The following is a 13942-nucleotide window of genomic DNA, read 5'->3' as shown; positions in this document are numbered from 1 at the left end:
CGTTACAGTTCTGTAACGTTTTTTTTATATGCTTACATTTGCAAAATGATACAAATAGGACAATTCAATACACTTGAAATTTTAAGAGACACAGAACCTGGATTATTTTTAGGTGATGAGGACAATAACGAAGTATTATTACCTAATAGATATGTTCCAGAACATTTTGAAATTGGTGATAAAATCGAGGTATTTGTATATTTAGATAACGAAGAACGAATTATCGCAACAACTACAGAACCATATATTTTAGATGGCGAGTTTGCTATGTTACGTTGTAATGAAGTTACTAAATTTGGTGCTTTTTTAGATTTTGGATTGGTAAAAGAGTTGTTTTGTCCATTTAAAGAACAAGCCTTCCCAATGAAAAAAGGAGGTTGGTACTTGGTACGTTGTTATCTAGATGAGGTTACAGAGCGTTTGGTAGCTTCAAGTAAAACCAATCGTTTTTTAGATAATAAAGAGTTAACTGTATCTCAGTTTGATCAAGTAGATATTATTGTTTCTCATCCAAGTGATTTAGGGATGAATGTAATAGTTAATAATAAACATACAGGATTAATTTATAAAGACAATATCTTTCAAGACATTAGTGTTGGAGATAAATTAAAAGGTATTGTTAAAAAAATAAGACCAGGTAATAAACTAGATATTAGTTTAGGAGAGATAGGTTATAGAAATATAGAGCCTAACGCTGAGAAGATTATGCAAGAGTTAACAGATAATAATGGTTTTTTAGCACTTACTGATAAATCAAGTCCAGAAAACATTAAGGATGCTTTACAAATGAGTAAGAAAACCTTTAAAAAAGCATTAGGAACTTTGTATAAACAAAAATTAGTGGACTTAAAAGACGATGGGATTTACCTTAAGAAGCAAGATTAGTCTTATTTACTAAGTCATTTTTAATTCTAGCCCACTCAATAGCTTCATATAAGTCCTCAAAACGTTCGACTTCCGCTTTAGAGAATACTTTTTCCATTAGTGCGTTAAACCAACTTTTTTCACTCTTTGTGACAACAGCATAGCCATTTAGCGTATTGTTATTTCTATAAAATTTAAGCCAATCAGATGGTTTAACAGAATAGTTATTTATACGGTTAGAGATATAACATACACTTATGTTTGGACCATAAAAAGCATGAACTGTTTCAATAACTTTTTCAGCTTCTTTCCAAGTATAGGTAATGCCTTCGTTAATTTCTGAAATTACAATACCATCAAGAAAATAAAAATTACCTTGTTCTGTAATGTGAACATCCAAGATAAATTCTGCTAATGTGGAATCAATAATTGTCATATAAATATTAGTTGGTATACAAAATTAAATCACAAACTATTAGTTAGCAACTTGTTATAGTTCTAATGTTTAAAATTTCGACAAAAAATTGTATAAATAGGTCAAACGACAAAAAAAAAGCCACCTAAAAGAGGTTAGGGCTCTAAAAGGTAGCTATTTAAGCATCTAATTAAAATGCCTTAGGGTATATCAAATGTCACGCTATCATTGGTCGAATTTAATATATAATCATTAATTGTATTATAAGCTTTTGTAACGTTATCAAAATCTAATACAGGTATTTTGCTAAATTGTTTTTCTAAGCTAATATTTATGTTATTAAAATTAGTATTTCCAACTACGCCATAAAATTTTAAATTAGGTAAATTTTTACTGTACTTAGGTAAATCTAAAACCTCTATGGAGTACTTGTTTAATCTATTTGAAATAATACCAAATGGTTTTTTTAATGCTTCATAATAATCATAAATACATTTAAAAGGTAATTTGGTGCTATTAAAGCTTACATGTTCACCTTCATTAACTTGTGTAATAATCATATTTTCGAAGAAAAATAAATCACCCATAGGAAACTTGTGTACTTCTTTTATTTGATTATAGATTTCAGAATTTATTATATTCATTATAGAGGGATTATTAATTCTTAATCAAAGATAATAAGTGGTCATAAAATCTAAAACCAAATATAGTGTTTTATTTTTCAAATAGACAAAAAGTAAATAAATCAGTTAAAAAACATCTCTTTGAGTAGTTTTTGATTCACTTAAACACTCTTATTCAGAGTGTTGTTTCTTTTATAGGTTTTTTCGTCTTCATTAATTATCATAGGTAATCATAATTATTAGGTTTCTTAAAATCAATTTTAATTCTGATAAAAATTTTTATTTGCGTATTTTTATGCTCTTAAAACTTAACGACATCTTATGGAGCAAATTAAATGGATAAAGGCTAAAGAGTATGAGGATATAACTTATAGCAAATGCAATGGAGTTGCCAGAATTGCATTTAACAGACCAGATGTAAGAAACGCTTTTAGACCAAAAACGACAAAAGAATTATATGACGCTTTTTATGACGCAGGAGAAGACACATCTATAGGTGTTGTACTATTATCTGCAGAAGGTCCATCGTCTAAAGATGGTATTTATAGTTTTTGCTCTGGAGGAGATCAAAAGGCAAGAGGTCATCAAGGTTACGTTGGAGAGGATGGTTATCACAGACTAAATATATTGGAAGTACAACGCCTAATTAGGTTTATGCCTAAAGCTGTTATTGCAGTTGTGCCAGGTTGGGCTGTTGGTGGTGGACATAGTTTACATGTGGTTTGCGATTTAACTTTAGCAAGTAAAGAACATGCTATTTTTAAGCAAACAGATGCAGATGTTACAAGTTTTGATGGTGGTTACGGATCAGCCTATTTGGCTAAAATGGTTGGTCAGAAAAAAGCTAGAGAAATCTTCTTTTTAGGAAGAAATTATTCTGCACAAGAAGCTTTTGATATGGGAATGGTTAATGCTGTTATTCCTCATGATGAGCTAGAAACCACTGCTTACCAATGGGCTCAGGAAATTTTAGAAAAATCGCCAACCTCTATCAAAATGTTAAAATTTGCAATGAATTTAACAGACGATGGGATGGTAGGTCAACAAGTGTTTGCAGGAGAAGCAACACGATTAGCTTACATGACAGATGAAGCTAAGGAAGGTCGAGATGCGTTTTTAGAAAAACGTAAACCTAACTTTCCAAAACAATGGATTCCATAATATATGAAAGACTTAAAAAAGTGGTTGTCGGCAATGCGTTTACGTACTTTGCCTTTATCCATATCAGGTATTATTGTAGCAGCTTGTTTAGCAAAATATAATGGTGTATTTGATTATATAATTTTTGTATTTGCTATACTTACAACATTAAGTTATCAGATTTTATCAAACTTGGCTAATGATTATGGTGATGGTGTAAAAGGTACAGATAATGATCAAAGAATAGGACCTGTAAGAGCTTTACAATCTGGAGCAATTACTAAACAGCAAATGTTTAATGCTATTAAAATTAATATTTTAATAAGTATAGCTTTAACTATTGGGCTTATATTTTTTTCGTTTAAGGCCCAACATCTTCTATTAGCTTTTGTGTTTTTTATATTGGCATCTTTATCTATATATGCAGCGATTAAATATACTGTAGGGAATAACGCTTATGGATACAAAGGTAAAGGAGATGTTTTTGTATTTGTATTTTTTGGTTTAGTTAGTGTTTTAGGATGCTATGTTTTGTTTGCTAAACAAATTGACTATATCGTTATTTTACCAGCAATAGCAATAGGTTTGCTAAGTACAGCTGTATTAAATCTTAATAACATGAGAGACATCGTGTCTGACGTTACTGCTAACAAAATAACATTAGCAGTTAAATTAGGAGCTGTTAAGGCTAAAAAATATCACTATGTTTTAATTATTACTGCTATTGTTTTATCGGCATTATTTGGTGTATTGTATTACAAATCACCGTTTAATCTTATCTATTTTATAGCCTATATACCTTTACTATTACATCTTAAAACAGTGAAGTCGGTTACTAATCCAAAGGATTTTGATCCAGAGCTTAAAAAATTAGCGTTAACAACGGTATTACTTAGTTTACTATTAGGTATAGGTCAGTTATTATAATTATCTAACCTGACTTTTTATCACAAAACGATGTAACAGTCTTGGAAAAAAGCGTTTTAAGTAAACACCAAGTATTTCTTTTTTTCCAATATAAGCTTCAAACTTTTCTTGCTTAATAGCCTTAAGCATGCGTGTGCTAAACTCAGTAATAGATAATCCATTTTCAGTAGCCTTATCTTGACTGTTTTGTAAAGATCCATCGCCAATTAAAGCGTTTTTAGCAATATTGGTATTGACAAAACCAGGACAAATTAAAGTCACCTTTACATTATCTTTTTCATGTTCCATACGCATAGCATCAAAAAAGCCATGCAAAGCATGTTTTGCACCAAAATATCCAGAACGATAAGGCGAACTAAATTTACCCATCAAACTAGTTACTACAGCATAGTGGCCAGATTGGTTTTTAATAAAGTGCGGTAATAAGGCTTTGCTTAATGCAATGGTTCCTAAATAGTCAATCTCCATTAATTTTTTGTCTACACTAATGTCTGTGTCTATTATTAGCGATCTTTGGCTAATTCCACCATTATTTATTAATAGGTCAACAGATCCAAATAGACTTATAGCTGTAGCTACAATAAGTTTCATGTTTTCGTAATTAGCCAGATCAAAGGGTAAGATAGCAATGTTTTCAGGTTTAGGACATAACTGTTTGATTAGGTTCAAATCGGTTTCTTTTCTTGAAGAAATTATTATTTGACAATCTAATTTGGATAAGGCTAAAACTAACCCTTTTCCAATTCCGCTAGAGGCACCTGTAATCCAAATAACTTTATTTTTAAAGGTCATGTAATCGTAGTTTTTTAGGTGAAATTACGAAAATATTTAAGTATTTTTGAAATCCTTATGAAAGCATCGTATTACAAACATATTTTAGAATTTAAACAACCAAGCGGAACCTCTAGAGGTATTTTAAAAACTAAGGAAACTTGGTTTATAATTATCGATAAAGATGGAAAACATGGTATAGGAGAATGTGGTATTTTAAGAGGTTTAAGTGCAGATGATAGACCTGATTATGAGGCACAACTTAAGTCCACTTGTTTAGATGTTGAAAAAGGTTTAGATTATTTGTATGCTAAAAATAGTGAGTTTCCTAGTATCCAAATTGGATTAGAAATGGCCTTTAAAAGTTTAGAAAGCACAAATCCTTTTGTTTTATATCCTTCAGATTTTACAAACGGAAAAGCTTCGATTGATATAAATGGTTTGATTTGGATGGGTGATCAAGCCTTCATGAAACAACAAATTGAAGATAAAATTGCTTCAGGATTTAGTTGTATTAAATTAAAAATTGGAGCTATAGATTTTCAAACTGAATTGGATATTTTAAAGGGAATCAGGCAAAATTTCAGCGAAAGCGATATAGAGTTACGTGTTGATGCAAATGGCGCTTTTAGTACTACTGAAGCTTTGGAGAAACTTAAGCGTTTATCAGACTTTAATTTACACTCCATTGAGCAACCCATTAAAGCTGGTCAACCAGAAGATATGGCTAAATTGTGTGAAGTTACACCTTTAGCGATTGCTTTGGACGAAGAGCTTATTGGTGTTTTTAACGATGATGATAAAAAACAACTGTTAGAGTATATTAATCCACAATACATTATTTTAAAACCAAGTTTTATTGGTGGATTTAAAGGTAGTGATACTTGGATAAATTTAGCAAAACAACAAAATATTGGCTGGTGGATTACTAGTGCTTTGGAGAGTAATGTGGGATTAAATGCTATTGCACAATATACTTTTAAAAAAGAGAGTGATTTACCTCAAGGTTTAGGTACAGGTAGCCTTTTTACTAATAATATTACGTCGCCTTTAGAGGTGAAAAATGGAACGTTACAATATAATATAAATACTAATTGGGAATTTAATTTTTAAACTATGGATTTTATAAAACAAGCCTTTAATGTTAAGCACGAGTTTTGGCGTTATTTAGTAGGATCTTTAATTATTGCAATTTTTGCAGTTATTGGACAATTCCCCTTTGCTATCGCTGCAATGATTAAATATGTTAGTAATGGAGGCTCTATTGATGCTATGGATGAGCAAGCATTAATGAGTGTTTTAGAGCCTAATTTAAATTTATTTTTATTGTTATTATCCTTTGCTTTTGGATTTTTAGGACTAATTATTGTTGTAAAATATTTACATAATCAAACAATGAAATCGGTTACGACTGGCAAAAAAAAAATAGATTGGAAACGTGTACTATTTGCTTTTTTGTTTTGGGGAGTGATTACTTCTACGATGATTTTAATAGATTATTTTGCTAGTCCAGAGAGTTATGTATGGAATTTTGAGTTAAATCGTTTTTTAATTTTACTAGTAGTGGCTGTATTATTAATACCAATACAGACCAGTTTAGAAGAGTATATTTTTAGAGGTTATTTGATGCAAGGTTTTGGAATGTTGGCAAAAAACAGATGGTTTCCGTTACTAATGACTTCGGTTATTTTTGGAGGAATGCACGTTTTTAATCCAGAAGTAGGTAAGCTAGGTTATGGCGTGATGGTATATTACATAGGTACAGGATTATTTTTAGGTATTTTAACTTTAATGGACGATGGTATGGAGCTTGCATTAGGGTTTCATGCTGCTAATAATTTATTTGGTGCTTTATTAGTGTCTGCAGATTGGACTGTTTTACAAACACATTCTGTTTTAAAAGATGTGTCAGAACCAGGACAAGGTTATGGTGATATTTTTATTCCTGTGTTTGTTGTATTCCCTATTTTACTTTTAATTTTTGCAAAGGTGTATAAATGGACTAATTGGAAAGAAAAATTATTTGGAACTATAGAAGCACCAATCACTGAAGATTACAAAGTTTTAGATTAAAAATGATACCAAATTTTAATAAAGTACACAGTAAATTTAAGTTAAATGGTAATTATTATTCTTTTGAAGAACTAAAAGAGGTTGCCTATAGTTTTATTAAAGAAGGCTTGCCATTTGAGCAAGAGATTGGTGATTTTTTATCCCATTGGCTAGACAATAATAATTTTATATTAGTAAAAACATCAGGCTCTACAGGTCAGCCAAAAACCATAAAATTACAAAAGCAAGCGATGGTTAATTCTGCTATTGCAACAGGTGACTTTTTTAATCTTCAACCTGGTAATTCTGCTTTATTGTGTTTACCTGCTACCTATATTGCAGGTAAAATGATGTTGGTTCGTGCTATAGTTTTAGGTTTAGAAATAGATAGCGTGCAACCCACTACAAGTCCTATTTTTGATCCTGAAAAGCATTATGATTTTGTGGCTATGATTCCTGCGCAAGCAGAAAAAACATTACACAGACTCAGCAATATTAAAACTCTAATTATTGGAGGAGCGCCTTTGTCAAACCCATTACGACTAAAGTTAGAAACTTTAAAAACCAATGTTTTTGAGACTTATGGTATGACTGAAACTATTACGCATATTGCACTTAAGCAATTAAAAAGTGATGGATCACAATACTTTAATATTTTACCAAATATTACAATTTCACAAAATGAAAAAGCATGTTTAGTCATAGACGCTCCACTTTTAACCAAGGACCAAATTGTAACTAATGATGTGGTTAAATTACACTCTAAAACAACTTTTGAGTGGTTAGGACGTGCAGATCACGTTATTAACTCTGGAGGTGTTAAATTGTTTCCGGAACAGATTGAAGCAAAATTGCAATCAAAAATAAAGTCTCGTTTTTTCATAACTTCAGAAGATGATAAAACTTTTGGTAGTGTTGTAATATTAATAATTGAAGCAGAAAATAAGTCTTTAGATACTCATGTGTTTTCTAGTTTAACACCAATTGAAACACCTAAAAGTGTTTATGCTATTCCAGCTTTCGCTGAAACAAGTTCTGGTAAAGTTAACAGAAATGAAACACTTAAATTACTTAAAAAGTAGCGTTACCTAATTCAAAATAGGGCTTCCCTCAATACTGGTTTTACAATCTTTAGTATAGTTATAGGTTTGTTTTAAACTTTAAAACGACCTTATCATGAAAACAGGATTAAATTTAATAATTGCACTATTTATGGTAGTACAATTACATGCACAACAAAAAACGGTATCTGGTGTTATTACAGATCAAGACGGTATTCCATTACCATCTGCGACAGTATTACAAATGGGAACTGCCAATGGGACAACATCTGATTTTGATGGTAACTATAGTATTTCTGTTAATGTTAAGGATGTTTTGGAGTTTAGCTATTTAGGTTACAAGTCAAAACAAGTTGTGGTAACTGATGCTAATACCATTAATGTTGTTCTGCAAGAAAACGGTAGTTTAGATGAAGTCACAATTACTGTTTTAGGGATTTCACGCTCAACAGACGAAGTAAAAAAATCTGTGACGACCATTCAATCAGAGGAAATTATACAAGCTTCCAACCCAAACGTAGTCAATAGTTTAGCAGGAAAAGTATCTGGTCTAAAAATCAAAACTAAAAATAATGGTGTTAATCAAACTACAAGAATTGTATTAAGAGGTAATAGATCTTTATCAGGTACAAACGAGGCACTTATTGTTATTGATGGTAAAATATCTTCGGCTGAAAAATTAGTCAATTTAGCACCAAAAAAAATAGCGTCTACTCATGTAGTTAGAGGTGCAGAAGGATCAGCTTTATATGGATCACAAGGTGCCAATGGTGTAATTATAGTCACGACAGTAGATGGTAATAAAAACAATGCCAAAATTTCAAAACTTGTACAGACAAATAAAGAATTGCAACATAAATTTTTAAACGAAAGCTATACTAAAATACACGAAAATAAATTTAAAATAGCAGCCGCAACACCTTTGTCAACCTTTTCTATAGATGTCGATAAGGCTGGTTATAGCAATGTAAGACGTATGATTAACAATGGACAATTAATTCCTGCAAATGCGGTTAAAATTGAAGAAATGGTTAATTATTTTGACTACAATTACCCACAACCAACAGATGAACATCCATTTTCTATCAATACAGAAGTTGTAAAAACCCCTTGGCATCCGGATACTAAGTTGGTTAAAATTGGTTTACAAGGTAAAATTTATGATAATGAAAACTTACCAGCTGCCAATCTTACTTTTTTGATAGATGTTTCAGGATCAATGAGTAATCAAAACAAGTTACCACTTTTAAAAGAGGCTTTTAAATTATTAGTTAATCAATTAAGACCACAGGATAATGTTGCTATTGTAGTATATGCAGGAGCAGCTGGAGTAGTATTAGAGCCAACATCAGGGAAACATAAAACAAAAATTATTGAAGCTTTGGATCAATTAAATTCTGGTGGATCTACAGCAGGTGGTCAAGGTATTGAGTTAGCTTATAAATTGGCACAAGAAAATTTTAATAAAAAAGGAAATAATAGAGTGATATTAGCTACTGATGGCGATTTTAATGTTGGTGCCTCTAGTAATGATGCAATGGAAAAATTGATTGTTAAAAAAGAGAATCAGGTGTCTTTTTATCAGTTTTAGGTTTTGGTTATGGAAATTATAAGGATGATAAACTAGAAATTTTAGCTGATAAAGGTAACGGTAATCATGCGTATATCGATACTATGCAAGAAGCAAGACGTATTTTTGAAACCGAATTTGGTGGTACTTTATTTACTATAGCTAAAGATGTAAAAATACAAGTAGAATTTAATCCTAATCATGTAAAAGCTTATCGTTTAATTGGATATGAAAACAGGTTGTTAGCAGATGAAGATTTTGTTAATGATGCAATTGATGCAGGAGAACTTGGAGCAGGACATACTGTTACCGCATTATATGAAGTGCTTCCGGTTGGCATTGAAAGTGAGTACGTTAAACAAGCAATAGATTTAAAATACACACAAAATGAAGCTGTTATAAACCAATACAAGGATGAGTTGTTTACTGTTAAATTTAGATACAAAAAACCTAATGAAGATAAAAGTATTGAAATGATACATGTACAAAAAAATGAAACAACAGAAGCTACTGAAGACATGAATTTTGCTAGTGCTGTTGCGTTATTTGGAATGCAGTTAAGAGCGTCTCAGTTTTACAATAATACTAATACTCAAGATGTAATTGCGTTAGCAAATAAAGGTAGAGGTGAAGATAAGTCTGGATACAGAGCAGAATTTGTTAGATTAATAAGCACTTTTAAGTAATCTTATTTTTGGTTATTTCTGGATTATTTATAATAAAAAAGGAACACTATTTAGTGTTCCTTTTTTATGATTACAGTTTTAAAACTTATTCAAACTCATGATAAAAGCTCAGTAATATTTGCTTTTTTTTTAATAACTCTTTTGCTTTTTTATGATTGTCTTCAAATGTTTCTAAGTTGGTACCTTTACAAATTCCGTAGGAGTAATGGTATTTTATAATCTCAGTATCAAAATCTGATAATTGATAATCATTATTATGGCTCCCAGAAAAAAAGTGCTTGTTGTCTATGTTTCGGTTAAACTCAAAATGCCCTAATGATTTTATAAAATATTTTTTTAATTCTCTTAAACGTAAATTAGGTGTAAAAAAGTCTTCTTTTATAAGTCTAAGAGATAATCTATAAATTTGATTTTTATTGTTCCAATGCATGTAGAAGTCGGATTTCTTATAATTACTGATTCTTGATTCGTACTCAAAACCATCATTGTAATAAACAATATAATTAGAGTCTTCGACATGTTTAACTTCTTTTATGGATAAAGAATCAACGTGTTGTAAAGTCTTTTCGGCGAAAGCCATAAATTCTTTTTTAACTTTTTTATCTACAGCATTGGAAAAGAAAATAGCAATGTCGTCTTTCCAATATTTCATGGTAGTTTTTTTGCTAACAGAATCCTTGTAATGATTAAATGCTATGGTTTTATACACGTCTAAAAATGTGGAGTCTTTATACTGGTAAGGTACACTAGCGCCAGGTTTTCGGACATAATCCTTCACAATAATCATGGTGTCGTTATTTACATACACAAAGTTTAAAGTGTCTTTTGCAGTTAATGGCGTTTTATATTTAGCCTTAAACTGTTTTAAAGACATCCTGTATTGGACGTTTTTAGTTTGGTGTGGTGTTTGTGCCTGCACTAATTGCACTAAAGTTAGTGATATGATGGCTATAAGTAGTGATTTAGTCATTGGCTAATTGTTTGTAATAGTTTTCTAATGCTGAAAAAACAGTATAGTCTACTTTAAATTTATATAAGTTTTTGTAATGGTATTTAAGCAGCACAACATCAATCGCACCAAGAGTTGAAAAATTGGAGTTGGAAGACGATAATATAGAGGTGTTGTCATAAACACGATAGTCTTTAGACTGTATTAATGAGATAAAAAACACTTTTTTAACGTTATCCAATAATTGTGGATCGTTAATATAGGATGGACTAATTTGTAATACACCAGAATACATTTTATAATTATAATCACCATTCCAATCGTGTATTATTTTAGAAAAAGGATAGGTGTCAATTAGGTCTTTTGGCGTTTCTGCTTTTTGCTTGTCGGTTAAAGCTGACACCTCTTGATTTGCTATTTTGATGTAATAATTAGCTTTGTTTATATCTTTGCTAATAGTTATGTTTAAATTATCTATTTCGGGAATTGATAAAAGAAACTGACTTATATTTTTTGTGATTTCCTGCGGAATGTTATGATCAAAGTAAACAACAATAGGTTCTTTCCATTGGTAAATTATTGCACTACTATCTTGCTTAAAAATTAAGCTTTTATAATGTCTTAAAAAGTAATTATTTTTAAATAAATCAAAATCCTTAACAAAATTTAAAGCAGTCGTATCCTTACTTTTTATGGTTTTGTCTCTAGTAACGTTAGCGTGTAATGGATATTTGACATGAAGTGTATCTACATTTTTTTTAATGGTATAATCCGTTTTTAAAAGTGGTTTAAAATCTGTAGATTGAGAAAAACTGGTAGCAAAAGCAAGTAGCGTAACTAAAAAAACTATTTTTTTATAAATCAAAGTGGCTGGTTTTGTTTTTAAATGTAGTATTTAAAAACGTGTTTTAAAAATTAAATTTTCATTAATATCATACGCTTTCCAAGTGCCAACTTGTTTGTCTTTTCTATATTTCCCCGAAATTTTTAAATTTCCATTTTGATAATACGCTTTATAGCTACCATGTTTTAATCCATCCTTTAACTCTACAGAAAATTTAGTGTTTCCGTTGGAATATTTTTTGGTAAACACTCGAGCAGTTAAATCTGAAGGATATAATTCTGGGATGTTAAATACGATATCTTTATTAATGTTCTCTTCTGTAAGACTAGTAGAAGTTGTAATAACTGTTTTTGGTTTATCATCCTCAAAAGTATAGCTAGACTTAACTTTTTCAGGCGTTTGATACTCTAGTATTAATTGGCTTTTAAAGTCGTTTTTGCTTGGTGTTAATTGTATGCCTATTTGCGGAAAACAGATAAAGTAATCTTTATTAGTTTTTAGCTGTTTTTTAGTTGCAATATCTACAAAGTCATAAGCTGTATTATATAAATTAGGTGTGTTAACGTAAGCAAACACACTAGACCTATTATTAAACCTGTTGTCAAAGTCACTAAAGGCTTTAAAATAGTTTAAGGTCTCTTTGTTTGTATAAGCATTAATTATACTTTTTAAGGTATTGGGCTCATTACTAAATATTACATAATCGTCAATAATTGTAAAATAAGGTTTTTCAATATTTGAAAATAAATCGCCTAAAATGATTTTGAAAAAACCTTTGATAGACATAAAATTTATGGTGTATCCTTTGTAATTAACTTCTTTAAACTTTACTGGTGTACGTTTTCTAATTTGTTCTAAAATAAAATCTAAGTTGTCTTTAGCATCGTCAATCGCTTTTATTTTTAATATTAATGCGACATCTTTTTTTGAGTCAGATACATTAGAGTGAAGTTGAATTAAAGCAATCTCGTCATCAATCCAACTCATAAAATGGGTTTTGAGATTTATTTTTAAAAAGCTTTCTATTTGAGAAGTACCTTCAGCATAACTTTTAAATTGTTCAGGATTTTCTTTTTGAATAGTTTCAAAATTAGAATAAAAGTCTTCAAAACTTTTAAAACCGAAGCTTAAGTAAATTGCAGTATTATTAGGAACTACGTTTTTAATGGTACGCTTACCTTGTCCTGATTTTTGAAGCGCTTTTAAATACGTTGAAGCTTGGTCATTAGTATTTGTAATACCATTAGCTACAATAGCGTTTTTTTCTAAATCAAAACTAAAACCACTAAATTCTAAACTTTGACTAAGTGTTTTGGTTAAATCTCCAGGTGTATCTGAAAAAACATTAACAAATTCATCTAAATAATCATATTGAAAGTACAAACGAAACATATCATTATAACCAACATGTTTTTTGACTTCAATAAAATTAAGATTTCTACCAATCTCAGGATTACTATATTGATCAATTGAGGCTTCAACTAAAGTATGCGTATAGGACGCAATCATTTGATTTTTAATAAAGCTTATATAAAGGGTTTCGTGTTTTTTAACGTCGTAAATCTCCGTGATTTCATTTTCCTTATAATAGCGTTTACTAACTTTATAATTACTGTTTATAACAGTATTTAAGTTGTTTTTAATAACATTTAGCTTTGCTATTTTTTGTAAATCGACTACATATAAAAAGCCATATTGTTTTGGAGCATAAACGTGTGCCGAGATTAAAATTTCTCTGTTTCCAATACGATTAAAAACCCCTTGCTTTTGCTTAAATATAGTATCTAACTTATTTAAGTTTGTGGCAAGGGTATTAAAATATGTGTTTGTGTTTAAATGTTTCCAAATATCATTTTTACTTATATCATCCCAATTGTTTATTGGCTTTTGACTTTCTATAATGTAAACTGCGTCCTTAGGTACTAAATAAATAGACTGTATGTTGTCATTATTATCAAAATAAAATACATAGACTTGGTAAAGTCCAAAGCTGATTATAAAAGTGATAATTAGTAAAAATAAACTACGTTTTTTCATTTA

Annotated in this window: 14 protein-coding genes; 8 read left to right on the top strand and 6 right to left on the bottom strand. The window is 30.1% G+C overall.

What is annotated here, in order from left to right; all coding sequences use genetic code 11:
- Positions 1-45 precede the first annotated feature (45 nt).
- Positions 46-885, top strand: a complete 840-nt coding sequence (locus V6251_RS01820; protein ID WP_341586775.1) for a CvfB family protein — start codon at positions 46-48, stop codon at positions 883-885.
- Here the strand turns inward: V6251_RS01820 and V6251_RS01815 are convergent.
- Positions 869-1300 carry a hypothetical protein gene (locus tag V6251_RS01815; protein WP_341586773.1) on the bottom strand — a complete coding sequence of 144 codons (432 nt, stop codon included), beginning with the start codon at positions 1298-1300 and terminating at the stop codon, positions 869-871. The genes V6251_RS01820 and V6251_RS01815 overlap by 17 nt on opposite strands.
- Before the next feature lie 179 nt (positions 1301-1479).
- Positions 1480-1923, bottom strand: a complete 444-nt coding sequence (locus tag V6251_RS01810; protein ID WP_341586771.1) for a hypothetical protein — start codon at positions 1921-1923, stop codon at positions 1480-1482.
- Positions 1924-2223: 300 nt separating this feature from the next.
- Between V6251_RS01810 and V6251_RS01805 the strand changes: the two genes are divergently transcribed.
- Both V6251_RS01805 and menA read left to right on the top strand, forming a co-directional pair.
- A complete protein-coding gene (locus V6251_RS01805; protein ID WP_341586769.1) occupies positions 2224-3063 on the top strand; it encodes a 1,4-dihydroxy-2-naphthoyl-CoA synthase in 840 nt (279 codons plus the stop codon).
- A gap of 3 nt (positions 3064-3066) precedes the next feature.
- Positions 3067-3969 carry a 1,4-dihydroxy-2-naphthoate octaprenyltransferase gene (gene menA, locus V6251_RS01800; RefSeq protein ID WP_341586767.1) on the top strand — a complete coding sequence of 301 codons (903 nt, stop codon included), beginning with the start codon at positions 3067-3069 and terminating at the stop codon, positions 3967-3969.
- Here the strand turns inward: menA and V6251_RS01795 are convergent, their stop codons facing one another.
- Positions 3970-4761 (bottom strand): SDR family oxidoreductase, encoded by a 792-nt coding sequence (locus V6251_RS01795; protein ID WP_341586766.1) that lies wholly within the window; start codon positions 4759-4761, stop codon positions 3970-3972.
- Positions 4762-4818: 57 nt separating this feature from the next.
- On the opposite strand from V6251_RS01795, the gene V6251_RS01790 reads away from it, so the two are divergent.
- From V6251_RS01790 to V6251_RS01770, 5 genes are all read left to right on the top strand, one after another.
- Positions 4819-5853: an o-succinylbenzoate synthase gene (locus tag V6251_RS01790; protein ID WP_341586764.1), complete on the top strand. Its 1035-nt coding sequence runs from the start codon at positions 4819-4821 to the stop codon at positions 5851-5853.
- A gap of 3 nt (positions 5854-5856) precedes the next feature.
- Positions 5857-6813: a CPBP family intramembrane glutamic endopeptidase gene (locus V6251_RS01785; protein WP_341586762.1), complete on the top strand. Its 957-nt coding sequence runs from the start codon at positions 5857-5859 to the stop codon at positions 6811-6813.
- Positions 6814-6815: 2 nt separating this feature from the next.
- Complete coding sequence (locus V6251_RS01780) at positions 6816-7874, top strand: AMP-binding protein (protein WP_341586761.1); 1059 nt, start codon at positions 6816-6818, stop codon at positions 7872-7874.
- Positions 7875-7968: 94 nt separating this feature from the next.
- Positions 7969-9444, top strand: a complete 1476-nt coding sequence (locus V6251_RS01775; protein WP_341586759.1) for a VWA domain-containing protein — start codon at positions 7969-7971, stop codon at positions 9442-9444.
- A gap of 83 nt (positions 9445-9527) precedes the next feature.
- Positions 9528-10109, top strand: coding sequence for a YfbK domain-containing protein (locus V6251_RS01770; RefSeq protein WP_341586758.1), 582 nt, complete (start codon positions 9528-9530; stop codon positions 10107-10109).
- 85 nt (positions 10110-10194) lie between these two features.
- On the opposite strand, the gene V6251_RS01765 is transcribed toward V6251_RS01770, so the two are convergent.
- The 3 genes from V6251_RS01765 to V6251_RS01755 are packed head-to-tail and all read right to left on the bottom strand — an operon-like array spanning position 10195 to position 13939.
- Positions 10195-11079 (bottom strand): hypothetical protein, encoded by an 885-nt coding sequence (locus V6251_RS01765; protein WP_341586756.1) that lies wholly within the window; start codon positions 11077-11079, stop codon positions 10195-10197.
- Positions 11072-11923 carry a hypothetical protein gene (locus V6251_RS01760; RefSeq protein ID WP_341586754.1) on the bottom strand — a complete coding sequence of 284 codons (852 nt, stop codon included), beginning with the start codon at positions 11921-11923 and terminating at the stop codon, positions 11072-11074. The genes V6251_RS01765 and V6251_RS01760 overlap by 8 nt, the downstream gene beginning before the upstream one ends.
- Positions 11924-11953: 30 nt before the next feature.
- Complete coding sequence (locus tag V6251_RS01755) at positions 11954-13939, bottom strand: DUF3352 domain-containing protein (RefSeq protein ID WP_341586753.1); 1986 nt, start codon at positions 13937-13939, stop codon at positions 11954-11956.
- Between the last annotated feature and the right edge of the window lie 3 nt (positions 13940-13942).

This window comes from Olleya sp. Ti.3.14 (assembly GCF_038154885.1).
Lineage (GTDB): Bacteria > Bacteroidota > Bacteroidia > Flavobacteriales > Flavobacteriaceae > Olleya.
The sequence above is the reverse complement of the archived record's forward strand: the minus strand, read 5'-3'. Positions and strand labels throughout refer to the sequence as shown.

What these genes read in the sequence shown, in the direction of transcription:
- V6251_RS01820 (WP_341586775.1), top strand. Translation starts at nt 46, where the DNA reads ATGATACAAATAGGACAATTCAATACACTTGAAATTTTAAGAGACACA.
- V6251_RS01815 (WP_341586773.1), bottom strand. Translation starts at nt 1,300, where the DNA reads ATGACAATTATTGATTCCACATTAGCAGAATTTATCTTGGATGTTCAC.
- V6251_RS01810 (WP_341586771.1), bottom strand. Translation starts at nt 1,923, where the DNA reads ATGAATATAATAAATTCTGAAATCTATAATCAAATAAAAGAAGTACAC.
- V6251_RS01805 (WP_341586769.1), top strand. Translation starts at nt 2,224, where the DNA reads ATGGAGCAAATTAAATGGATAAAGGCTAAAGAGTATGAGGATATAACT.
- menA (WP_341586767.1), top strand. Translation starts at nt 3,067, where the DNA reads ATGAAAGACTTAAAAAAGTGGTTGTCGGCAATGCGTTTACGTACTTTG.
- V6251_RS01795 (WP_341586766.1), bottom strand. Translation starts at nt 4,761, where the DNA reads ATGACCTTTAAAAATAAAGTTATTTGGATTACAGGTGCCTCTAGCGGA.
- V6251_RS01790 (WP_341586764.1), top strand. Translation starts at nt 4,819, where the DNA reads ATGAAAGCATCGTATTACAAACATATTTTAGAATTTAAACAACCAAGC.
- V6251_RS01785 (WP_341586762.1), top strand. Translation starts at nt 5,857, where the DNA reads ATGGATTTTATAAAACAAGCCTTTAATGTTAAGCACGAGTTTTGGCGT.
- V6251_RS01780 (WP_341586761.1), top strand. Translation starts at nt 6,816, where the DNA reads ATGATACCAAATTTTAATAAAGTACACAGTAAATTTAAGTTAAATGGT.
- V6251_RS01775 (WP_341586759.1), top strand. Translation starts at nt 7,969, where the DNA reads ATGAAAACAGGATTAAATTTAATAATTGCACTATTTATGGTAGTACAA.
- V6251_RS01770 (WP_341586758.1), top strand. Translation starts at nt 9,528, where the DNA reads ATGCAAGAAGCAAGACGTATTTTTGAAACCGAATTTGGTGGTACTTTA.
- V6251_RS01765 (WP_341586756.1), bottom strand. Translation starts at nt 11,079, where the DNA reads ATGACTAAATCACTACTTATAGCCATCATATCACTAACTTTAGTGCAA.
- V6251_RS01755 (WP_341586753.1), bottom strand. Translation starts at nt 13,939, where the DNA reads ATGAAAAAACGTAGTTTATTTTTACTAATTATCACTTTTATAATCAGC.